We start from the raw sequence: 22,950 nt of genomic DNA on the forward strand, positions 1-22,950 counted from the left end.
CACAGGAGAAGGATGACTACATTAAAAGGATATGGTTGAGACTGTTGGCTATTAAAAGCCTAGGGTCTTTGCAGATGGTTTCCAATCCGGTCTGCTGCCCGATAATCTCAATCAAAATAAATAAGAAGGGATGACTTGGTGTCTCTCCCTATAGTGTGGGTCTCATTAAATATCCCCCCAGCACTTACTCGGTAGCTGCTTTCTGCGCTTCCTTGGCCTTCTTATCGCGGTCTTCAATGCCCTTAAGTTGTCCTTCAGGCATACTGTTAAACATCGCCTCAACTTCTTTCGGTCTAGTAATCTGCTCGGTGACAATAATGTTCAGCAGCTTAAATAGACCATGTGCCAACTGCGGGTCATCATCAAGGCTAATCTCTCCCGGATGGACTGCCTGATTGCCGACAATACGACAGATATCTGCTGCCTGCTGGATGCGTACAGGTAGTCCTTTCTGGACGAGTGACCGAATGTCAGCATTAATGTTGTTCCCCGGTTCGCCTAAGTGGACCATTAGCTTTTGGAGGCAAAGACGAAGGAGTGCTGCTGCGCCTTTAGGAGACAGATTAATGATGCTTCTAGCTTCCATATAGTCGGACTTGCAGTCATCGGGCATGTCTGGGTTAGGCATCTCAACATTGGCAGATGCAGGAATAATCAAAGACTTGTTATGCCAATAGGCTAATTGGTTGCAGTGATAACATTCAGATGCTTTTATTTCTGTGGTTCTATGGTGTAGCCCAAAGCGATACCAGTTTTGACGGGCAAAAACATTACAATACGGGCAGCTAAAAGCCTCAGCATCAAATTTTGCTGGATAATACTCAGCCATTTACTCTAGTCTCCTTATAAATATCAGCCATCACATTAACCAATCTATCTACCTCGACCTCTTTAGCGTAACGGTCGTAAGTTATAGACCCTGAGCTATGACCCATAATCGCCTGAGCATACGCTAACTCGACCCCATGTTGTTTTAACTGGGTCGCAACTGTATGTCTAAACGAGTGAAACGCTAAGCCGCTACGGTCAGCGAGGACTTTAGGTAGCAACGTTCGGTTAAACCATTTGCTAACCTGCTCACCGTAGCCGTTCTTCATTAGCTTGAGGCCATCGAATACCATAGCATTATCACCCCCAGTCTTTCTACGGTCTTCCAAGAGTGACATAAAGTCAGCCAATACAAAACCATAAGCACCATCGACTAGCGGGACACAGCGGTCACTATGGGCGTTCTTGATGCTCTTACCCGGTAGGCTGCTATCGTCTTCATTGATATGGATGTAGACGCTCCCGGCCTCAGTGGTCCTAATGTCTTTGACCTGAAGCTGGGCCACCTCGTTAAGTCTCGCACCTGTAATAGCAGCCAGAGCAGTGACGTAATAATGGTACGGCTTACCTGAGGTTTTCTGTGAGTACGCTTTAGCGGCGACCAGTAGTTGCCCTACCTGCTCAGGACTGAACGCATCACGAGCGTCGGAGGCTTTACGCTGCGGGACTTTTAGCTCAAGACCTTCTGTCAGGTTCTTAGCTATCAGGTCGTTGCGTACCGCCCACTTAAACACAGCAGCCATCTTGATAAGATATTTATTGTTGATGGTTACTACATCCATACAGTCAGTCTTAGACTCTCGGTTCAACAGGTCAGACAGCGGTATGTCCTTAAAGCGTTGCTTGCGGTTCTTCGGTAGCTGCTGGAGGACTTCACGAACCCTCAGCATATCGGAACGGGTCGCCTTGCTGATATCCTGAATATTCAGATAGTCGAATATCTCGATTAACGTTGAGTGAGACGCTCGGTTCTCGCTTAGGGTCGCAGGCTTCCAGTTCTGAGCGCTCTCCTGCTCGTACTGCTCAATGAGAGACGCGAGGGTCAGAGCCTTATGGTCAGGGACTTCAGGTTCCGATGATACAGATAGGGAGACGGACGGTCTTAGGCTGCTAGGCTCAAGGTAAGACAACAGGCCAGAGCTATCACCCTTGAGTCTATCCTGACAGGCTTTAAGCACACCAATAACGTCATTGATATAGCGGTGCTGGTCTACAGTCAGACGCTCAGTCGCTACAGCTTCCCGAAGGTTGGACTTAATGTCATCGTACTGGTCAACGTAAAGCTGGTAGGACTCAGGGTCGTTCAGGTCATCACGGCTGACACTAAGTTCCCACTCGACAATGGTCTTGAGTTGCTCCCGTAGCTCCTCATAAGAAGCGTTAGGGTTATCTGCGTGGATTGCTTTAAGTGCTGACTTGATGTGCCGGGAGTGAGCCATAGCGGTGCGTCTGTCCTTAGTCCGTAGTGACAATGACGCTAGTTTATAACGGTTATGAGAAGGAAGCGAAGCGGTCAGGCAACCAGTGGTCTTCATCCTAAGACGAATATAAAAGACACCGTTACGCTGATAAAGGTAGGTTCTTGAATTGAGCATGTACTGAGACCTTAGGTCTGCTCACTACTTCAACAAAGTTAGTCACAGTGTTGGTTACAGTGAGTAAAACTATCGGAAGGCTTTAAGCCGTATCCCTTAGGATTCAGTAAGTTATTGAACTTTAAGAAGTGTGATGGAGCGGGTGAAGGGAATCGAACCCTCGTATGCAGCTTGGGAAGCTGCCGTTCTACCATTGAACTACACCCGCTTTGAAGTGCGTAGGCATTATAGACGTTCAGCTTTCACTGGCAAGCGCCTTTTAAGTTTATGTGGTGGATTATTAAGCGATTGTTTTTATTAGAGGCATACGAATATCTAGCCCTTGTTGGCAAATCATTTCCCTGATGCTTCCCTCCCATTTTCCCCTCGACAAAATAAGTTCTACAATGGTGAACTTTTCAAACCCTCCGGGCCAAAATATGATTGATGAGAACCGCCGCATACAGTCTGTTGAACGCGCAATGGCAATACTTGAAGATATTGCCGCTGCAGGTGGTGTGGCTCGTTTAGCCGATTTGTCAGCACGGCTTGATTTGAACAAAAGCACATTACATGGCCTGCTCAACACCCTCTCGGCTCTGGGCTACGTAACCCGCAAAGGGACGCATTACGCACTAGGTTTACGTTTGCGGGATATCTCGCAACCTCTGGCGGACGCGGATGAACAATTGCGGGAAGTATTTACCCCGGCTTTATTGAAAATGGCGAGAATAAGCGGGGAAACCAGCTATCTGGCAGTGCCTTGTGGCACACGTGAGTATCTTTATATTGATGCTATCGAAGGGTGTAATAATCTACGTGTAGCCAGTCCCCGAGGCCGCCGTGAAGGATTAACGACCTCCGCTATTGGCAAGATATTTTTAGCTAACGAACCTGAATTAGTGCGTAGTTTGCGACGAGCAAATCTCCTACCTGCAAAGCTTGAGCAGGAATTACATATCATCCGCAAGCAAGGTTATGCTCTCGACCTTGAGGAAGCTGAAGTGGGTCTAAATTGTCTGGCTATACCACTTCGTCGGCAAGGATGCGTTATTGCAGCATTAGGTGTCGCAGCTCCTGCAAAACGTTTAAGAGAACCGGCCTTAACCGCGCTGGCGATAGCATTCAACTAGGATTAATTCGGCATTATCAAACTTTAGCCTCCAACCATCTTACCCATCTTCACAAATTGTTAGCTCACAGCAATCATTGGTGACTCTTTATCACATCAAGGAGTTTTCCAATGTCTGCTTTAAGTGAATCCACCGTTGGGCAAGTGATTGAACGCGCCCGAAAACTCGCTCAAGAGATGAACTTTTCTATTAATATCAGCGTAGTAGATGACGCAGGTCTACTGCGCGGTTTTTTGCGCATGGACAACGCAGTCCCGGGGGCTATTGATGTCTCAATCAAGAAAGCACGCACCGCAGCACTTTTTCGTACGGACAGCCTGACTCTTGGTGCAGATGCTCAGCCAGGTGGCGCAATTTATACTCTAGAGTCCACTAACGGTGGGCTGATTAGTTTTGGCGGCGGCGTTGTGTTCTACGATGAACATAACTACGCAACTGGAGCAGTAGGTATTGCCGGTGCAACGGTAGAAGCCGACCAAATCATTGCGCTGGCCGCAGCCGGGAGAGCATAAATGAGCACGCCACATCGTATTCATGCGGGTGTCTGGGCCCTGGCAGTTACTGCATTTGCTATAGGTGTGGCGGAGTTTATCGTCGTCGGCGTGTTGCCCGCCATAGCTCAGGATTTAAATGTGTCTCTGGCTCAGGCCGGAAGCCTGGTCGGAACCTACGCGCTCGCGCTCGCCATTGGAACACCGATTGTCGTTCTTGGGTTTGCGCGATTGCCGCGTAAACCATTGCTGCTGGCATTAGTGACAACCTTTCTTTTTGGTAACCTGCTATCAGCATTTTCAACCGACTATCACATGCTATTGCTGGGTCGCATCATCACAGCAATTGCACACGGCAGTTTCTTCGCTATCGGTGCCACTGTCGCAGCCCGATTAGCAGCACCTGGTGCTGCAAGCCGGGCAATTTCCGTTATGTTTGCAGGCCTGACGCTTGCGATGGTTATCGGTGTGCCATTAGGAAGTGTGATTGGTAATGGGCTGGGCTGGCGTTTACCCTTTTTTGGGGTCGCAGTATTAGCCGCAATTGCTCTGCTGGCAACGGCACGCTGGGTTCCGGTACTACCCGCGCAGAAGGCAGGCCCGGCGTTTATACAATTGTCTGCGTTAAAACAGCCCATGATTCTGGCTATGATGAGTATTACCGTACTAGGTTTTGGCGCAAGTTTTGCTGCCTTCACCTTTATCACCCCTATTTTGACTGGCATCAGTGGGTTTTCGACCCATACTGCCAGCATGTTATTGGTGGTATTTGGCATAGCCACTTTAGTTGGAAACATGGCCGGAGGACGCTGGGCTGCAAGTCTCGGCTGGCCCACTGCGCTACGTCGTATGCTGCTGGGTCTGCTCGCGATATTTGTGCTCCTGGCGCTCACCCTCTCCAGCAAACTGGCTGTTGTACCGCTGCTATTTATTTGGGGTGCGCTGGCATTCGGGATGTCGCCAGGTTTTCAGGCAGGAATGCTGGAAACAGCATCGCGCTGGACTCCTCGCGCAGTGGATTTTGCTTCAGCGTTGAATATCTCGGCATTTAACCTGGGTATTACTTTGGGTGAGATCCTGGGGAGTGGATTAGTGGCACAAAACAAGATGGCGCTAACGCCGTGGGTAGGAGTGTTGTTGGTGCTGGTTGCTCAAATTCCCCTCTTCTGGCTTACGCGTAAACACAATCAACGCACCTGATAGATAAAAGGGAAACCTCGCGGTTTCCCTTTCATTTGTTAAGCGTGAGCTGCCGCTTTTTTCGGGAATACCATCAGTGCGACGATAGGTGAAACAACCATCAGCGCAAACACCCAGATAAAGCCCATTGTGAAGCTACCAGTTGCATCAATCGACCAGCCAATCAGTTGGCTGTTCGCGGTGGCGATAACAAAGGTACAAACCCAGAAAGTCGACATCGTGTAGGTCACCGTTTGGGTATTGGCACCTTTTAATGTCTCTTTTGGAATTGAGAAGATAAAAGCAAACCAGGTCGCAAACACAAAACCCGTCAGGAATGAGCAGACCAGAATCAGAATGTCATTGGTCGCAAACAGCATAATAAAGGTCGTAATTGCCATCGCGATGCTGGTGCTAAACAACCAGTTTTTGTAATGGTAGCCGCGAGCTTTGCAGAATGGTCCAGCGATTGCGCCGAGCATAATCCCCACCTGGTTTACCGTGCCGCTCAGGTGAGCATGCGATTCTGGCGGCAGGTGCGCGTATTTGGCGTAGTAAAGCGGCAGGAAGGTGAACATGAAAATCATCATGATCATCGCGCCGACGTACTGGGCAATCATCCCCCACACTACGCGGTTAAAAATCGCATCTTTCATGATGCGCAGTTTATCCGTGCTGCCGTCGTTGCTTGCAGTGGTAACGGCGACCTCTTCATCAGTAAAGACAATAAGCCACACAGCACCCAGAACCAGCGTTATCACACCATAAACTGCCAACAGGTTTCTCCAGCCACCAAAGTAAATCGACAGGCTACCCGCCAGCGTCAGCGCGATAATCGTGCCGATGATGTTGGAGGTGCAGTTCAGGCTGTTAAGCGCAGATGCGGTTTTGTTATCGAACAAACGTGCCACGGTCGGCACCAGAGAAACCAGGCAGATTGCCCCACCCAGGCCACCCATAAAGCGAATAACTAACAGCAGGTCGAAGTTATTGGTCCATGGAATGAATATCGATAACCCGGTTAACACGCAGCCCAGAAGATAGGACTTTTTCGCGCCGAGTTGCGCGGTCAAAATCGAGGTGCAGAAAGCACCTAAAATTTTCGCCCACAGAATGACGTTCGACATTAACGCCGCATGGGACACGTCGATATTAAAATCGGCCATGATTTGCGGCATAACGGCACCGGTAGTGGCCCAGGCTGCGCCAAAGACCATGTAGACGGCATACAAAACAAATTCAGTTATCCACTTATTCACGCAGGCACCTCTTGAGCACTCAGAGCAACGATTTCCAGCAGCATTTCACTTGCCAGGCGCAGAGAATCTGCGGGCAAGAACTCTTTGGTGGAATGGAAATTATGGGCACCAGTAAAGATATTAACCGTCGGTAAGCCGGCTGGCGTAATCACGCTACCGTCATAACCGCCGCGCATAATTAACGGTTTCGGCTCAATGCTCAGGTTACGCATTGCCTGCTGAACGCTGGCAATAATTTCCGGCTTTTTATCAAGCCCGGCTTTCACGTTGTCGTAGGTATCCGATAATTCCAGGGTGATATTTTCCTGGCCATAACGGCGTTGCAGTTGCTCAGTGATGGACTGCAATAACGCTTTTCGGCTCTGGTAACCTTCAATTTCAAAATCACGCAGGGCAATTTCGAGTGTGGCATTCACGGTATTACCGGTGATTTTATTCACCCAGAAATACCCTTCACGGCCTTCCGTTAATTCCGGGCGTTCACTTGCTGGCAATGCGTTGATCACTTCGTTAGCGATTAATACAGCATTGACCAACTTGCCTTTCGCGCTCATAGGGTGAGCCGTCACGCCTTTGAAGGTCATTTTGGCACTACCGGCGTACCAATTTTCAATAACGTATTCGCCGATACCACAGCAGTCCAGGCAAATACCGAAATCAGCATTTAGCTGCGCCACGTCTAACGCTTTAGCACCACGAATACCAATTTCTTCGTCTGGCAATAACACCAGTTTGATATCGCCATGTTTAAACTCAGGGTTCGCAACCATATAACGAATGGCTTCCACTGCCGCCGCAATGGCCGCTTTATCGTCAGCACCCAACAGGCTGGTACCATCTGTGGTAATGATGTCCTGGCCGACATAGTTCAACAGTTCAGGGAACGCCTCAACGGTTATCTTTTCCCCAGTCGCAGGCAGTACGATATTTTTACCATCGTAGTTTTTCACGCGCACGGCATGGGTGTCATTGGCGTTATCTGGCGCAGTATCAAGATGTGCGAAGAAGGCAATGGATGGCATTTCCGGGCTGTTTGCCGCAAGACTCAGAACGGTAATGGCATTAGCGTTAATGGAAGTCTCGACGGTATTCACGTTGGAAAATTCACTCACAACAAGCTGAGCTAATTTGTACTGATTTTCGCAACTGGGAAGTAGGTTATTATCGGGAACGGAAGTGGTGTTGATTTTTGTATACCGGATAAAGGTATCTATTATTTGGTCTGCATTAATACGTATTGTCATTGTTTGCTACTCACCATTAACATGAAATGGTTGATAAATATTACAACGTTAATTAACCGGGTTATATTTTTTTATAACTTAGTTATTATTCTGCAACATATTTACCATTCATATTATGAATTAAAGTGATCAGCATTATTAGCCAGGAAAGGATGACGGTGTCTGATAAAGATCAATAGGGATGGTATTTATTAGAAGCCAGAAAATATCTGGCTTCTGTTAATTAGCAAGATGGCTTACTACCTGGAGGTGGTAAGTAGCGCTGAGGGTCGATAGCATTTGCACGATAACGAATCTGGAAATGCAAATTCACCGAATCTGAACCGCTGCTGCCCATTGTGGCAATTTTCTGCCCGGCGCTAACTTTCTGACTGGTGTTTACCAATGTCGTTTCGTTGTGAGCATAAGCAGTGATGTACTCTTCGTTATGTTTAATCATCACTAAATTGCCGTAACCGCGAAGCTGGTTACCCACGTAAACCACTGTACCAGCGGCAGAAGCATAAATAGGTTGCCCACGCTTGCCGGCAATATCTATACCTTTATTCCCACCATCGCTGTCGGAGAACGGCGCAACAACTTTACCGGATGTTGGCCAGAGCCAGCATTTTGAACCAACCGGAGGAGCGGCGACTTTCGCAACGCTACTTGTGGACGATGAACGCGGTTTAGAGGTTTTCGCCACGGCTGTTTTCTTCGATGAAGATGAAGAGCCAGAGCTACTTTTAACACGGATTTTTTGCCCTATCTCCAGCGTATAAGGAGCAGGAATACCATTGAGGCGTGCCAATTGGCCGACGCTTGTGCCGGTCATACGCGAGATGCGCGAGAGTGTGTCACCACGTTTGACGGTATAAACCGAACCGCTGTAGCTACCTGAAGAGGTTTGAGTGGTGCCCGCTTTATTTGATGAGCAAGCGACGAGTAACAGGCTTAGCACCAGGATGACGGCATTCGGTGCCCACTTTCTGACTGTGCTTTCCTTGCGCAAACCAATCCTCGAATACATTAACTGAGAAGAAGATGTTCCTCCCTGCAGCGCAGGGAGGAACGAGTACAACTTACTTAACCGGGCGCAGAGCCGGGAACAAGATAACGTCACGGATAGTGTGGCTGTTAGTGAACAGCATAACCATACGGTCGATACCAATGCCCAGACCCGCCGTTGGTGGCAAGCCGTGCTCCAGAGCAGTCACGTAGTCTTCGTCGAAGAACATCGCTTCGTCGTCGCCTGCGTCTTTCGCATTAACCTGGTCAGCAAAGCGCTGTGCCTGATCTTCTGCATCATTGAGCTCGGAGAAGCCGTTACCGATTTCACGACCACCGATGAAGAACTCGAAGCGGTCGGTGATTTCTGGATTTTCGTCATTACGACGCGCCAGTGGAGAAACTTCTGCCGGGTATTCAGTAATGAAGGTCGGCTGAATCAGATGGCTTTCAGCCACTTCTTCGAAGATCTCGGTGACTACACGGCCCAGGCCCCAGCTTTTCTCGACTTTGATGCCGATAGCTGCTGCGATTTCCAGTGCTTTGCCCATATCGTCCAGATCTGCAATATCAGTTTCCGGGCGGTATTTTTTGATGGCTTCACGCATGGTCAATTTGGCGAATGGCTGGTCGAAATCAAAGATCTCTTCGCCATACTTCACTTGCGCAGTACCCAGCACGTCATGTGCCAGAGTACGGAACAGAGATTCGGTCAGCTCAATCAGATCTTTGTAATCCGCGTACGCCATGTAGAGTTCCATCATGGTGAACTCTGGGTTGTGACGCGGAGAAATACCTTCGTTACGGAAGTTACGGTTGATCTCGAATACGCGATCGAAGCCACCCACAACCAGACGCTTCAGATACAGTTCCGGCGCGATACGCAGGTACATATCGATATCCAGCGCGTTGTGATGCGTGATGAACGGACGTGCAGACGCACCACCCGGGATCACTTGCATCATTGGCGTTTCAACTTCCATAAACCCACGTTCCACCATGAACTGACGCACGCCAGCCATGATTTGCGAACGGATTTTAAAGGTGTTGCGGGATTCTTCGTTGGAGATCAGATCCAGGTAACGCTGGCGGTAGCGTGCTTCTTGATCCTGCAGACCGTGGAATTTGTCCGGCAGCGGGCGCAGAGCTTTAGTCAGCAAACGCAGTTCAGTACAGTGAATAGAAAGCTCACCGGTTTTAGTTTTGAACAGCTTGCCGCGTGCACCCAGGATGTCACCGAGGTCCCATTTCTTGAACTGCTCGTTGTAGATGCCTTCTGGCAAATCGTCACGCGCAACGTAAAGCTGAATGCGGCCGCCAACATCTTGCAGGGTAACGAAAGACGCTTTACCCATGATACGGCGTGTCATCATTCGGCCAGCAACAGCCACTTCGATGCCCAGCTCTTCCAGCTCTTCGTTCTCTTTCGCATCGAAGTCAGCATGCAATTGGTCTGAGGTATGATCGCGACGGAAGTCATTTGGGAAAGCAATGCCGTGCTCACGCAGGCCAGCCAGCTTCTCACGGCGGGATTTCAGTTCATTGTTAAGATCGACCGCTTCGGTGCCCTGTTCTTGTTGTTCAGACATGTTGATTCCTCATAACCCTGCTTTCAAACTTGCTTCGATAAATTTGTCCAGATCGCCATCCAGTACCGCCTGCGTGTTACGGGTTTCTACACCAGTACGCAAGTCTTTGATACGGGAGTCGTCCAGTACGTAAGAACGAATCTGGCTGCCCCAGCCGATATCCGATTTGTTGTCTTCCAGCGACTGCTTCTCAGCATTCTTCTTCTGCATTTCCAGCTCGTATAACTTCGCCTTCATCTGCTTCATCGCCTGATCTTTGTTCTTATGTTGCGAACGGTCGTTCTGGCACTGAGTCACGGTATTGGTCGGAAGGTGGGTAATACGCACCGCAGATTCTGTACGGTTAACGTGCTGACCACCCGCACCCGAGGCGCGGTAAACGTCGATACGCAGATCGGCCGGGTTGATTTCGATATCAATATCGTCATCAACTTCCGGGTAGACAAAGGCGGAGCTGAACGAGGTATGGCGACGGCCACCGGAGTCGAACGGGCTCTTACGTACCAGGCGATGCACGCCAGTTTCAGTACGCAACCAGCCAAAGGCATATTCGCCCTGAATACGAATAGTCACAGATTTAATACCCGCAACGTCGCCATCAGACTCTTCAATGATTTCGGTTTTGAAGCCGCGTGATTCAGCCCAACGCAGATACATTCGCATTAGCATGCTGGCCCAGTCTTGCGCTTCGGTGCCGCCAGAACCTGCCTGAATGTCGATATAGCAATCGGCGCTGTCGTACTCACCGGAGAACATGCGGCGGAACTCAAGCTGCGCCAGTTTGCCTTCCAGTTGATCTAACTCGACAACGGCTTCGTTGAAAGTGTCTTCGTCGTCGGCTTCAATAGCCAGCTCCAGCAAACCGGAAACATCTTCCAGCCCCTGAGTCATTTGATCGAATGTTTCGACAATCGCTTCCAGTGAAGAACGCTCTTTACCTAACGCTTGTGCGCGTTCAGGTTCGTTCCACACATCAGGTTGTTCCAGCTCTGCGTTTACTTCTTCCAGGCGCTCTTTCTTGGCATCATAGTCAAAGATACCCCCTAAGAACGTCGCTGCGCTCCGTAAGGTCCTGGATGCGGTTTTTTACCGGGTTAATTTCAAACATGGTCTGTATTATCTTATGTTGATGACAGAAGACGAAAAGCGGTCGTAAACCGGAAAGTTTACCGGAATTACGCCGCTTTTTATAGTTTTGTTGCCCGTTAATAGCCAAGTAATAGGGCTATAGAGGCCAGATATGATCGATTAACAACTGAACGCTGCGATTACCGCGAAACTCATTTACGTCCAGCTTGAAAGCCAATTCAACTTCACGCACGCCGTTATCCGGCCAGCATGCTGTATCCACGTTAAAGGCGATGCCGTCAATCAACGGGCCGCCGCCGATGGGTTCAACCATGACTTTAAGATGGCGTTCCCCGACCAGCCGTTGCTGTAATAAGCGGAATTTGCCGTCAAACAGTGGCTCAGGGAACATCTGCCCCCACGGCCCGGCGTCACGCAGCATCTCGGCGGTTTCCAGTGTCATCTCTTGCGCAGAAATAGCACCGTCTGACCAAATCACGCCCTGAAGCAATGCGGGATCAAGCCATTCGCCGATCAGATCGCCAAAACGCTGGCGGAACTCTTCGAATTTAGCTTCTTCCAACGACAAACCTGCAGCCATCGCGTGGCCGCCAAATTTCAGCATCATGCCGGGATACAACGTATCAAGCCGCTCAAGAGCATCGCGCATATGCAAGCCTTGCACCGAGCGGCCTGAGCCTTTCAGCGTGCCATCACCCGCGGGTGCAAAAGCGATAACCGGGCGGTTAAAACGCTCTTTAATACGTGAAGCCAGGATACCAACCACGCCCTGATGCCATTCCGGGTGGTACATCGCCAGGCCATACGGCAGCTCATCGTGGCTGTGTTCCAGTTGTTGGCACAACGTGAGAGCTTCAACCTGCATGCCCTGCTCAATCTCTTTTCGCGTCTGGTTTAGCGCGTCAAGTTCGTTAGCCAGCATGCGTGCTTCGCCAATATTTTCACTGAGCAGTAACGCTACACCCACGGACATATCATCCAAGCGACCGGCAGCATTCAGACGCGGGCCTAAAGCAAAACCTAAGTCGCTTGCCGCCAGTTTATGCGGCTCACGGTTGGCGATTTCAATCAGCGCTTTAATCCCCGGGCGACACTTGCCAGCACGAATACGGCTCAAGCCCTGCCAGGTCAAAATGCGGTTATTCATATCCAGTGGCACAACATCGGCCACGGTGCCTAACGCCACCAGATCCAGCAACTCTGCAATGTTCGGAATGGCCAGGCCTTGTTGTTCAAACCAGCCGCAATCACGCAGATGCGCCCGCATCGCCAGCATCAGATAAAAGGCAACGCCAACGCCTGCGAGGGATTTAGACGGAAACTCGCAATCGACCAGGTTGGGGTTGATGATGGCATCTGCCGCAGGCAATTCTGCCCCTGGCAGGTGGTGATCGGTAACCACCACCGGAATGCCCAGCGCATGGGCACGCTCAACACCACTATGGGATGAGATGCCGTTATCGACGGTCAAAATCAGCTGCGCGCCACGCGCATGAGCTTGATCCACCACTTCCGGGCTCAAACCATAACCGTCGTCGAAACGGTTAGGTACGAGATAGCTAACGTTTTGGCACCCAAGGCTGCGCAGTCCAAGCACGCTTAACGCAGTGCTGGTTGCGCCGTCAGCATCAAAATCGCCGACCACGATAATGCGCAAGCCTTCTCGGAAAGCGTTATGCAGTATCTCAACGGCTTTATCCATGCCATTAAGTTGTTGCCACGAGAGCATTCCCTTCACACTGCGTTCCAGGTCTTGCTCGCCGCGCACACCACGGCTGGCGTAAAGGCGTTTTAAAAGTGGGTGCAATTGCTGGGGTAACACCACGGATTCATCGACCGTACGGCGGCGAAGTTGTGTTTGCTGTTTCACCCGTTAACTACCCACCTACATTGGTCAGTTGCTGGTGTGCATCCAGCATTTGCTTCATCTCTTTCGGCCCCTGGTAGCCAGGAATAACCGTGCCGTTACTCAGCACAATCGCAGGCGTCCCCTGGATGCCGAACTGCACGCCCAGGTTGTAATGGTTCGCGATATTCATATCGCAAGTCCCGCCAGCTACCGCTTCGCCTTTCATTGCTGCATCAAAGGCTTTTTTAGGGTCTTTTGCACACCAGATGGCTTTCATATCGTTTTCAGTCTGGCTTTGCAGACCCTGGCGTGGGAAGGCCAGGTAACGCACGGTAATACCTAGCGCGTTGTAGTCTTTCATCTCTTCATGCAGCTTGTGGCAATAGCCGCAGGTAATGTCGGTAAACACCGTAATGACGTGTTTCTCTTGCGGCGCTTTGTAAACGATCATCTCTTTTTCAAGCGCTTTAAGTTTACCCACCAGCAGCTGATTGGTGACGTTAACAGGCTGCGCGCCGCTCACATCGTACAGCGGCCCCTGAATAACGTGTTTACCGTCTTCGGTCACATACAAAACGCCGCTATCGGTTAATACCGTTTTCATGCCCGCAACAGGTGCCGACTGAATGTCAGCATTTTGTACGCCTAACTTAGCAAGAGACTGCTTGATTGCTGCGTCGTCAGCATGAACAAAACCGGACACAGAGACCGCTAACAATGGGAGCAGCCACAAACGCTTTTTCATGATGATTCCTTATCTTCTACCACTCACGCTCGTGGGTGGTGCTGTTGATGTAGCTGGCGTAACCGCTCTGTCGCTACATGCGTATAAATTTGTGTGGTGGACAAATCGCTGTGTCCAAGCAACATCTGTACGACTCGCAAATCCGCACCATGGTTCAGTAAATGCGTGGCAAATGCGTGTCGCAGAACGTGCGGTGACAGCTTTTCGCTATCGATTCCAGCCTGCACCGCATAGTGTTTAATACGATGCCAGAATGTCTGGCGCGTCATTTGTTGGGCACGATTGCTCGGGAAAACGGTATCAATCGACACGCCATTGAGCAGCCATGGCCGCCCATGTTCCAGGTAGTTTTCCAACCAATAAACCGCTTCTTCACCCATTGGAACCAGACGTTCTTTATTACCTTTACCGATGACCCGTACGACTCCCTGGCGTAGGCTGACATCACTCATCGTCAGCCCAACGAGCTCCGATACACGCAGCCCAGTAGCATACAATAATTCGAGCATCGCTTTGTCACGCAACTCGATAGGCTGGTCGACACAAGGAGCTTGCAGGAGACGCTCTACCTGCGCTTCGCTTAAATCTTTCGGCAAACGCTGCGGTAGTTTTGGCGATGAAAGCATCACACTCGGGTCATCTTCGCGTAATTTTTCGCGGTAGAGATACTGAAACAACCGACGAATAGCGCTCAGCATACGCGCTGAACTTGTTGCTTTATATCCACCTTCAAGGCGCTCAGCAAACAGCGACTGCAAATCGCCAGTTTGTACATTCAGCAGGTTCAAAGAGTGACGTTCCAGCCACTCCGCCACCATCTTCAGATCCCGACGGTAGGAGTCTAATGTGTTTTGTGCGAGATTCCGCTCAAGCCAGAGCGCATCAAGAAATTGTTCGATTCGGGCCAGATCCTGTTCCACTGCAGCCTCACATTTGGCGAATTGTGTCCATTATGCATGATGCACAATGGGATCTGATACACTTGCAATCCTGCACGTTTTTAAAAGAGTTGTTAACGCGATGAACATTGGCCTTTTTTATGGCTCCAGCACTTGTTACACCGAAATGGCTGCCGAAAAAATTCGTGACATCATTGGCCCGGAACTGGTGACGCTGCACAATCTGAAAGATGATTCACCAGCCATGATGGAACAATACGATGTGTTAATTCTCGGTATTCCTACCTGGGATTTCGGCGAATTACAGGAAGACTGGGAATCCGTATGGGATCAACTAGATAACCTAAACCTTGAAGGAAAACCCGTTGCGCTTTATGGCATGGGCGACCAGCTCGGCTACGGTGAATGGTTCCTTGATGCTCTGGGCATGCTGCACGACAAACTTGCTCCACGCGGAGCTCAGTTTATTGGCTATTGGCCAACTGAAGGCTACGAGTTTACTAGCCCGAAACCGGTTATTGCCGATGGGCAACTGTTCGTTGGGCTGGCGCTAGATGAAACCAATCAGTACGATTTAAGCGATGAGCGAATCGAAACTTGGTGTGAGCAAATTCTTGCGGAAATGGCCGAACATTTTGCCTGAAAGCTGTTTAAGCTTCCCCACTCCCACTCGCCTGTTGTTGCAGCATCAGGCGACGTAAATCACGCCACTCACCTGTATCCATACTGTCAGCGGACAGCCATAAATGCTGGCAGCGTTTGCGCCCGACCCGGCGTAAGCGCAGCATCATGCCACTGCGTAAAACCCAAGGGGAACCAACGATTTCCCACTCCTGGTTTTGCCAACGCAGATGGTAGTCGGTCAGGAGTTTCATTTCGCCCTGGCAAGCATGGATGCGCCGCTGGCTGCGGACACTGTCAAATACAACTAGCGAAAGTAGCAGCATCCAGATTAGCGTATAGCTCATCGGCCACGGCATTAGCAGCACTAACAGGGCGACTAGACCGTGAGCCAAAAGAGACAGCCATTGTGCACGCCAGGAGACGCGAAGATCAGATTGCCACAGGACCACGTTCTTTATTCCGTGTCTGAATCAGTGTCACCATCCGTTGCAGCTCTGTATCTGCCGGTTTGCCATGATTCATTAACCAATTGAACAGGTCTGGATCATCGCTTTCCAGCAAACGGACAAACAACTGCTTATCCTCAGTGCTTAACGAGTCATATTCATATTCGAAGAATGGCATAATCGAAATATCCAGCTCGCGCATTCCCCGGCGGCACGCCCAATGAATTCGGGCTTTGTTATTGATATCCATGTGCTCTTTCCTGGTTCTCTGACAAAGTAGGTACAAATGTTAGTGTAACGTGTTTTTATGGCACGCATTAAATGAATGTTACCGTTTGCGCGCTTTATCGTGAGAAAAATCTGTAATGCGTTGCTGTTGCATTAACCTTACGAGAAAACTCGTAAGCACATAGCTCGCGTTATCAAACTACTTGCATTGCCAAATGGCTCTTTTACCATTGAGCCAATACATCAGCTCAAAAACCAGGGACATAATTATGGCTTTCACTCCATTTCCTCCACGTCAGCCTACAGCCGCAGCTCGCCTGCCGCTAACACTCATGACTCTTGATGATTGGGCTCTGGCAACCGTGACGGGCAAAGATGCAGAATCGTATCTGCAAGGCCAGGTCACTGCTGACGTCGCACAGCTTGCGGCAAACCAACACACACTTTGTGCACACTGCGATGCGAAAGGGAAAATGTGGAGCAACTTGCGCCTGTTCCATCGTGGCGAGGGATTTGCCTTAATTGAGCGCCGCAATCTGCGTGATGCGCAGCTTGTTGAGCTAAAAAAATATGCCGTTTTTTCTAAAGTCACCATCGCTCCAGATGATGAAAGCGTGCTGATGGGCGTTGCAGGTTTCCAGGCTCGTGCTGCGCTGGCTAATCTATTTGCAGTCTTGCCAGATGCAGAGAATCCGGTGGTTCAAGAAGGTGCGACCACGCTCCTATGGTTCAACTTGCCTGCCGAGCGTTTCATGCTGGTAACGGATGAATCTACCGCTCAATCACTGGCTGAAAAATTACAGGGCGAAGCACAGCGTAACGACAGCCAGCAATGGTTAGCTCTGGAGATTGAAGCCGGTATTCCCGTCATTGAACCGGTAAACAGCGCGCAATTTATTCCGCAGGCAACCAACCTTCAGGCGCTCGGTGGTATCAGCTTCAAAAAAGGGTGTTACACCGGCCAGGAAATGGTGGCGCGGGCAAAATTCCGTGGCGCTAACAAGCGTGCGTTGTGGTTCCTTGCAGGGAAAGCCAGCCGTTTACCCGAAGCGGGTGAAGACCTGGAATTGAAAATGGGTGATAACTGGCGTCGTACCGGTACGGTACTGGCAGCCAGCCAGCTTGATGATGGGCGAGTACTGGTGCAGGTTGTGATGAACAACGATCTGGAAGCCAATAGCGTGCTGCGCGTTCGCGACGATAACGGCAGCGAGCTTGTTATCGAGCGTCTGCCTTATTCATTAGAAGATGAGTAAATACCCGTCATACTTCAAGTTGCAGATGCGTTGACTACGCCTATGCGCCCCAGTGACATTGTTATCTATGCTCTGGGGAGTTATGGTCTGGTCGCCTTTCTGCAACTCGAATTATTTTGGGGCATTGCTTGATGAATATCGGTATTTAATGAATATAGAGATAGATCGCGAGGAAGTGGCAAACACTACCGCCGAGCACAAAACCGTGCCAGATTGCGTGGTTGTATGGAATCCGCTTGCAGACGTAGAAAATCACTCCCAGCGAGTAAATCACCCCGCCAACTGCCAATAGCGTTACGCTGCCCGGCGCGAGTTTAATTACCATCTGGTAAATCACCACCAGCGATAACCAGCCCATCAGCAGATAAGTCACCAGCGACAAAACTTTAAAACGATGTGCGATGGTCAGCTTAAAAATAATTCCGGCCAGAGCCAGCCCCCAAATCACAACCATCAGCCCGCGCGCCAGAGGCGAATCCAGGCCCACGAGTAAAAATGGCGTATACGTCCCGGCTATCAACAAATAAATTGCGCAGTGGTCAAATTTCTTCAGCCAGCGCTTGGCGGGTTGATGGGGAATCGCGTGATACAACGTTGATGCGAGAAACAGCAAAATCATGCTGCCGCCGTACAGGCTATAACTGGTTATTGCTGTCACACTTGCGTTGGTATCAACCGCTTGTATCAGTAACAAAACCAGCCCGACAATCCCAAAAACCAGCCCTATACCGTGGCTAATACTATTGGCGATTTCCTCCACCATTGAATATCCTTTCGCTATCAATGGTTTGTCAGCCATATGGCAACTCCCGGTGAGACAAAAGATGGATAATGCATTGCACACTCAACTTGAAGGATGACCGGAACAGCATAGCTGAGAATGATTCCAGCTAACACCTGTACGCTAAAATAAATCCGTCAGAGCGTATAACGGTATAGATACAATATATTCACACTAACAATTTACCAATGGAGCACCAGGATGACGCAGCTAGCCTTTGGCGCAATGAGTGAAGTGATTAACTTTCTGATGGAGATCGACAAGCTAAAACTTATTGAGCGGCGCACTAAGATTATCGGTCATGGCCGCCCCGAAAACTCGGCGGAACACAGCTGGCATTTTGCCGTAGCAGCCATGAGTCTTGCTCCCTTCGCACCAGAAAATGTTGATATTTCCCGCGTCGTCCAGATGGCATTACTCCATGATATCGTCGAGATAGATGTCGGTGATGTCCTGGTTTATGACCTTGCCGCTCGCGCAGCCATTGCCGAGAAAGAAGCCATCGCAGCTGAAAGGTTGTTTGGATTGTTACCTGAACCACAGAGCACTCTGTTTTTACAGCTCTGGCAGGAATATGAAGCTGGTGCCACTGCCGATTCTCGCTTCGCAGGTGCACTCGATAGAATCCTGCCTATCCTGCAAAATTTGCATAACGATGGGCAAAGCTGGCGCGAGAATGGAATTTCACTCGAACAAGTGTTGAAGCGCAATTCGCTGGTGGGCGAAAGCTGGCCGGAATTATGGCAACATGTCGTCGGTCATTTATATTCAGCGCAAGAAAAAGGCTGGTTAATTTAATTCGGGAAGACCCAGATGTTTACTCATGCAGCAATTGCCAATCTCAATGGCCTGGAAATGCTGGTCTATAACTTTGTCATCAAAAATCGTGACAAAGTGATGTACATGACTATCCGCGAGTTGGCTGATGCGGTGGGCGTTTCCACGACTACCGTGCTGCGTTTTTGCCGCAAGCTAAATTGCGAAGGCTATTCTGAATTTCGTGTGCGCTTTAAATTATATCTGGAACAGAATGATGAACAGCTGGTGAATTTTGGTCCAAGTGAAATCATCAGCTTTTTTAAAAGTACCAATAATGAAGAGTTCGATAATTTAATCGACCGTGCTGTTGATATTATTTGTTCTTCAGAACGTATTATATTTGTCGGTGCCGGAACATCTGGCGCCTTAGCAAAATATGGCGCACGCTTCTTTTCTAACGTTGGTAAATTCAGTAACCATATTGATGACCCTTATTTCCCAGTCACTAATGACATGGCGAAAAACGCCCTGGCAATTGTACTGTCAGTTTCCGGTGAAACAGAAGAGATCCTGCGCTTCGCCAGCCAGTTCAGCCTGCACAACTGTAAAGTGCTCTCCATTACCAGCCATGAGAACTCAGCGCTGGCAAAGCTTGCAGACTTTAATATCTCCTGGCACATTCCACTTACACGCGTCGGCGGGGTGTATGACATCACCACGCAAATCCCTGTCATTTATATTTTAGAGACCATTGGCCGTAAATTGGCTAAGAAAATGGCATAAAAAAACAGCCTGTTTTTTCCGTGTAACAAATCACATGAATCGTGATTTGTTATATCGTGACAATTAAATCTCATTTGCTAGACTCCAGACCAGAGCTTATTAATGCACTGCCATTTTGTGATGTATCCCACATTATTTCTGGCACTGACAGTGAGATTACAAAATATGAAAAAACTGACTTTACCAAAAGATTTTTTATGGGGTGGTGCAGTTGCTGCACACCAGGTTGAAGGTGGCTGGAACAAAGAAGGCAAAGGCCCAAGTATTTGTGATGTATTGACAGGTGGCGCTCATGGCGTGCCGCGTGAAATCACTCAGGAAGTTATCCCTGGCAAATATTACCCGAACCATGAAGCCATTGATTTCCATGGGCGTTACAAAGAAGACATCGCGCTGTTTGCAGAGATGGGCTTCAAATGCTTCCGCACTTCAATCGCCTGGACGCGTATTTTCCCGAAAGGTGACGAACTTCAGCCTAATGAAGAAGGGCTCAAATTCTATGACGACATGTTCGATGAGTTGCTGAAATACAACATTGAGCCGGTTATCACCCTATCCCACTTTGAAATGCCGCACCATCTGGTTACCGAATACGGTGGCTGGACCAACCGTAAAGTGGTCGATTTCTTTGTTCGTTTTGCCGAAGTGGTGTTTGAACGCTACAAGAGCAAAGTGAAATACTGGATGACCTTCAACGAAATCAATAACCAGCGCAACTGGCGTGCGCCGCTGTTCGGTTATTGCTGCTCCGGCGTGGTTTACACCGAGCACGACAACCCAGAAGAAGTGATGTATCAAGTTCTACATCACCAGTTCGTCGCAAGCGCTATGGCGGTGAAGATTGGTCACCACATCAATCCGGAGATGCAGATAGGCTGCATGCTGGCGATGGTGCCTCTGTACCCGTTCTCCTGCAAACCAGAAGATCAAATGTTCGCTCAAGAATCGATGCGTGAACGTTATGTCTTTACCGACGTGCAACTGCGCGGTTACTACCCATCTTATGTGTTAAACGAGTGGGAACGCCGCGAGTTCAACATCAAAATGGAAGCAGGCGACGAGCAGATCCTGCGTGAAGGCGTGTGTGATTACCTTGGTTTTAGCTATTACATGACGAATGCTGTGAAAGCAGACGGTGGCAGTGGCGATGCGTTGTCTGGTTTCCAGGGCAGCGTGCCAAACCCACACGTTAAAGCCTCTGACTGGGGCTGGCAGATTGACCCGGTTGGCCTGCGTTATGCGCTGTGTGAGTTGTATGAACGCTACCAGAAACCACTGTTCATCGTTGAGAATGGTTTTGGCGCTTACGACAAAGTGGAAGAAGATGGCTCAATCAACGACGATTACCGCATTGATTATCTGAAAGCTCATGTTTCCGAAATGATGAAAGCGGTCACGTATGACGGCGTAGATTTGATGGGATATACCCCTTGGGGCTGTATTGACTGTGTTTCCTTCACCACCGGACAGTACAGCAAACGCTACGGCTTTATCTATGTGAACAAGCACGATGATGGTACTGGCGATATGTCCCGCTCACGCAAGAAGAGCTTTAACTGGTACAAAGAAGTGATTGCCAGCAACGGCGAAAATATCTAATCCTCTCTAAAAGGGCACTTTGGTGCCCTTCATTCCCCTGTCTTGATTGGTACAGGCTATTTAAACGATAGCCCAGGCCTGCCTTTTCCCTTGATGCTGCGCAACAAGCGATCCGCTTAAATTCATCACCATCATAGCCACATGGAATCTGTGGATTTTAAGGAGTGCGGATTCTGCTTTACCTCTGAGAAAGGGAAAATCAATGAAAAAAATAACAAAACTATTGGGGATAGCTTTCGTGAGTGGCGCTGCGTGTTATCTCGGGCTGGTCGGCTATGTGCACTATCATGATAAACAGCGTATTGATGCTTCGTTCGCGCAAAAGGAGCCTTCGGTACTTAATACTAAAGTTCTGAATATTCTTCAGGAAAAAGGGTGTGATTACTGCCATACCCCTTCTGCAAAACTGCCCTTTTATGCTTCCTTCCCAATAGCCAAACAGCTAATGGAGTACGACATCCAGCTCGGCTATAAATCCTTTAATCTGACCCAAATCCGGGAAAGTCTGAATAACAATACCGCCGCGCCACAAAGCGATATCACCAAAATAGAGTGGGTTATGGAGCATCAAACCATGCCGCCCACGCGATACATTGCACTTCATTGGGCAGGAGAGATGGATGAAGCAGAGCGGAGTACGCTGCTTGAGTGGGTTAAACACCAGCGTCTGAATTACTACGCGACGCCTGATATGGCTGAAAATCGCCGTAATGAACCTGTTCAGCCTATCCCTGAATCCCTTCCTGTTGATGCGCAAAAAGTGGCTCTGGGGATGCGGCTTTATCACGATCCTCGCCTTTCTGGCGACAACACTATTTCATGCGCACATTGCCACCAGCTTGGTGCTGGCGGTGTAGACGGACGTAAAACCTCGCAGGGCGTAGAAGGTGCTATCGGCCCGATTAATGCACCAACCGTGTTTAACTCAGTGTTCAATATTGAGCAATTCTGGGACGGGCGCGCGCCAGATCTTCAAGCACAGGCTGGTGGCCCGCCGCTGAACCCAATTGAAATGGCCTCAAAATCCTGGGGTGAAATCACAGGCAAACTCAACCAGGATCCAATCCTGCTCCGCGATTTTACCGCCGTATATCCGCAGGGCTTAACCGGTGCCACAATAACCGATGCAATTGCAGAGTTTGAGAAAACCCTTATCACACCGAATGCCCCTTTCGATTTGTATTTAAGAGGTGATGATAAGGCACTGACCGCACAGCAAAAGCATGGCTATCAGCTTTTCAAAGACAACAAATGCGCTACCTGCCACAGCGGGAAAATTCTGGGTGGCCGCTCGTTTGAACCCCTTGGGCTGAAAAAAGATTTTAGCTTTGGTGAAGTCACCAGTGCCGATATCGGACGCATGAATGTCACCAACGAAGTACGTGACCGTCTGCGTCAGAAAGTACCGACGCTGCGTAATGTTGCACTCACCGCACCCTACTTCCACAGGGGGGATGTCAACACGCTTGATGAAGCAGTTAAAGAGATGTTGAAGTACCAGGTTGGAACCACATTGCCGCAGAAAGATGTTGATGACATTGTGGCATTCCTGAACACACTGAACGGTGTATATACCCCTTATCCGCTCAACTAAACCAGCCAGTTACC

At 49.4% G+C, this 22,950-nt stretch carries 22 protein-coding genes and 1 tRNA gene; 9 read left to right on the forward strand and 14 right to left on the reverse strand.

The genetic code is table 11. The features are described from left to right. Window positions 1-184: 184 nt before the first annotated feature. The 3 genes from M977_RS07195 to M977_RS07205 all read right to left on the reverse strand — a co-directional run bounded on the left by M977_RS07195 (window position 185) and on the right by M977_RS07205 (window position 2,631). Window positions 185-829, reverse strand: coding sequence for a DUF4145 domain-containing protein (locus M977_RS07195; protein ID WP_064513569.1), 645 nt, complete (start codon window positions 827-829; stop codon window positions 185-187). Then, window positions 822-2,423: a site-specific integrase gene (locus tag M977_RS07200; RefSeq protein WP_064513571.1), complete on the reverse strand. Its 1,602-nt coding sequence runs from the start codon at window positions 2,421-2,423 to the stop codon at window positions 822-824. The genes M977_RS07195 and M977_RS07200 overlap by 8 nt, the downstream gene beginning before the upstream one ends. A gap of 134 nt (window positions 2,424-2,557) precedes the next feature. Then, a tRNA-Gly gene (locus M977_RS07205) sits at window positions 2,558-2,631 on the reverse strand. Between the two features lie 211 nt (window positions 2,632-2,842). On the opposite strand from M977_RS07205, the gene M977_RS07210 reads away from it, so the two are divergent. The 3 genes from M977_RS07210 to M977_RS07220 all read left to right on the forward strand — a co-directional run bounded on the left by M977_RS07210 (window position 2,843) and on the right by M977_RS07220 (window position 5,226). Beyond that, complete coding sequence (locus M977_RS07210) at window positions 2,843-3,535, forward strand: IclR family transcriptional regulator (protein WP_064514192.1); 693 nt, start codon at window positions 2,843-2,845, stop codon at window positions 3,533-3,535. A gap of 110 nt (window positions 3,536-3,645) precedes the next feature. Further along, on the forward strand, window positions 3,646-4,047 hold the full coding sequence (locus M977_RS07215) for a GlcG/HbpS family heme-binding protein (RefSeq protein ID WP_064513573.1): 402 nt from the start codon (window positions 3,646-3,648) through the stop codon (window positions 4,045-4,047). Then, the gene (locus M977_RS07220; protein WP_064513575.1) at window positions 4,048-5,226 is read left to right on the forward strand and encodes an MFS transporter; all 1,179 of its coding nucleotides are present in this window, start codon (window positions 4,048-4,050) and stop codon (window positions 5,224-5,226) included. A 38-nt stretch (window positions 5,227-5,264) separates the two neighbouring features. On the opposite strand, the gene M977_RS07225 is transcribed toward M977_RS07220, so the two are convergent. The 8 genes from M977_RS07225 to xerD form a co-directional block, all read right to left on the reverse strand. Next, window positions 5,265-6,464, reverse strand: a complete 1,200-nt coding sequence (locus M977_RS07225; protein ID WP_064513577.1) for an MFS transporter — start codon at window positions 6,462-6,464, stop codon at window positions 5,265-5,267. Continuing rightward, window positions 6,461-7,708, reverse strand: coding sequence for a peptidase T (pepT, locus tag M977_RS07230; protein WP_064513578.1), 1,248 nt, complete (start codon window positions 7,706-7,708; stop codon window positions 6,461-6,463). The genes M977_RS07225 and pepT overlap by 4 nt, the downstream gene beginning before the upstream one ends. A 223-nt stretch (window positions 7,709-7,931) precedes the next feature. Next, complete coding sequence (gene actS, locus M977_RS07235) at window positions 7,932-8,717, reverse strand: amidase activator ActS (RefSeq protein ID WP_064513580.1); 786 nt, start codon at window positions 8,715-8,717, stop codon at window positions 7,932-7,934. A gap of 52 nt (window positions 8,718-8,769) precedes the next feature. After that, window positions 8,770-10,284 carry a lysine--tRNA ligase gene (gene lysS / locus M977_RS07240; protein WP_064513582.1) on the reverse strand — a complete coding sequence of 505 codons (1,515 nt, stop codon included), beginning with the start codon at window positions 10,282-10,284 and terminating at the stop codon, window positions 8,770-8,772. 9 nt (window positions 10,285-10,293) lie between these two features. Next, window positions 10,294-11,392, reverse strand: a protein-coding gene (gene prfB / locus M977_RS07245) for a peptide chain release factor 2 (protein ID WP_134184552.1) whose coding sequence is annotated in 2 segments (ribosomal slippage) — window positions 10,294-11,316 and window positions 11,318-11,392 — 1,098 coding nt in all. Because the reading frame shifts where the segments join, the coding sequence is not laid out codon by codon here. Between the two features lie 117 nt (window positions 11,393-11,509). Then, a complete protein-coding gene (recJ, locus tag M977_RS07250) occupies window positions 11,510-13,243 on the reverse strand; it encodes a single-stranded-DNA-specific exonuclease RecJ (protein ID WP_064513585.1) in 1,734 nt (577 codons plus the stop codon). A gap of 7 nt (window positions 13,244-13,250) precedes the next feature. Beyond that, window positions 13,251-13,967 carry a bifunctional protein-disulfide isomerase/oxidoreductase DsbC gene (dsbC, locus tag M977_RS07255; protein WP_034457702.1) on the reverse strand — a complete coding sequence of 239 codons (717 nt, stop codon included), beginning with the start codon at window positions 13,965-13,967 and terminating at the stop codon, window positions 13,251-13,253. A 23-nt stretch (window positions 13,968-13,990) separates the two neighbouring features. Continuing rightward, window positions 13,991-14,887, reverse strand: a complete 897-nt coding sequence (xerD, locus tag M977_RS07260; RefSeq protein WP_064513586.1) for a site-specific tyrosine recombinase XerD — start codon at window positions 14,885-14,887, stop codon at window positions 13,991-13,993. Between the two features lie 100 nt (window positions 14,888-14,987). Between xerD and fldB the strand changes: the two genes are divergently transcribed. Continuing rightward, the gene (fldB, locus tag M977_RS07265) at window positions 14,988-15,509 is read left to right on the forward strand and encodes a flavodoxin FldB (protein ID WP_064514195.1); all 522 of its coding nucleotides are present in this window, start codon (window positions 14,988-14,990) and stop codon (window positions 15,507-15,509) included. Between the two features lie 7 nt (window positions 15,510-15,516). Here the strand turns inward: fldB and M977_RS07270 are convergent, their stop codons facing one another. Next, window positions 15,517-15,939, reverse strand: a complete 423-nt coding sequence (locus M977_RS07270) for a protein YgfX (RefSeq protein WP_064513587.1) — start codon at window positions 15,937-15,939, stop codon at window positions 15,517-15,519. Continuing rightward, window positions 15,920-16,186: an FAD assembly factor SdhE gene (sdhE, locus tag M977_RS07275; protein ID WP_064513590.1), complete on the reverse strand. Its 267-nt coding sequence runs from the start codon at window positions 16,184-16,186 to the stop codon at window positions 15,920-15,922. Before sdhE ends, M977_RS07270 begins: the two co-directional genes overlap by 20 nt. Before the next feature lie 247 nt (window positions 16,187-16,433). Between sdhE and ygfZ the strand changes: the two genes are divergently transcribed. Beyond that, window positions 16,434-17,420: a tRNA-modifying protein YgfZ gene (ygfZ, locus tag M977_RS07280; protein ID WP_064513592.1), complete on the forward strand. Its 987-nt coding sequence runs from the start codon at window positions 16,434-16,436 to the stop codon at window positions 17,418-17,420. 145 nt (window positions 17,421-17,565) lie between these two features. On the opposite strand, the gene trhA is transcribed toward ygfZ, so the two are convergent. After that, window positions 17,566-18,219, reverse strand: coding sequence for a PAQR family membrane homeostasis protein TrhA (gene trhA / locus M977_RS07285; RefSeq protein WP_064513594.1), 654 nt, complete (start codon window positions 18,217-18,219; stop codon window positions 17,566-17,568). A 183-nt stretch (window positions 18,220-18,402) separates the two neighbouring features. Here trhA and M977_RS07290 point away from each other — a divergent pair, with 183 nt between their 5' ends. The 4 genes from M977_RS07290 to M977_RS07305 all read left to right on the forward strand — a co-directional run bounded on the left by M977_RS07290 (window position 18,403) and on the right by M977_RS07305 (window position 22,936). Beyond that, entirely contained in the window at window positions 18,403-18,999 is a 597-nt protein-coding gene (locus M977_RS07290) for an HD domain-containing protein (RefSeq protein ID WP_064513596.1), read from the forward strand. A gap of 15 nt (window positions 19,000-19,014) precedes the next feature. Next, entirely contained in the window at window positions 19,015-19,743 is a 729-nt protein-coding gene (locus M977_RS07295; protein WP_064513598.1) for a MurR/RpiR family transcriptional regulator, read from the forward strand. Between the two features lie 165 nt (window positions 19,744-19,908). Further along, the gene (locus M977_RS07300; RefSeq protein WP_064513600.1) at window positions 19,909-21,342 is read left to right on the forward strand and encodes a 6-phospho-beta-glucosidase; all 1,434 of its coding nucleotides are present in this window, start codon (window positions 19,909-19,911) and stop codon (window positions 21,340-21,342) included. A 202-nt stretch (window positions 21,343-21,544) separates the two neighbouring features. Beyond that, window positions 21,545-22,936, forward strand: a complete 1,392-nt coding sequence (locus tag M977_RS07305) for a cytochrome-c peroxidase (protein ID WP_064513602.1) — start codon at window positions 21,545-21,547, stop codon at window positions 22,934-22,936. Window positions 22,937-22,950: the final 14 nt, after the last annotated feature.

The organism is Buttiauxella gaviniae ATCC 51604, from assembly GCF_001654835.1.
In the GTDB taxonomy this organism is placed as follows: Bacteria; Pseudomonadota; Gammaproteobacteria; order Enterobacterales; family Enterobacteriaceae; genus Buttiauxella; species Buttiauxella gaviniae.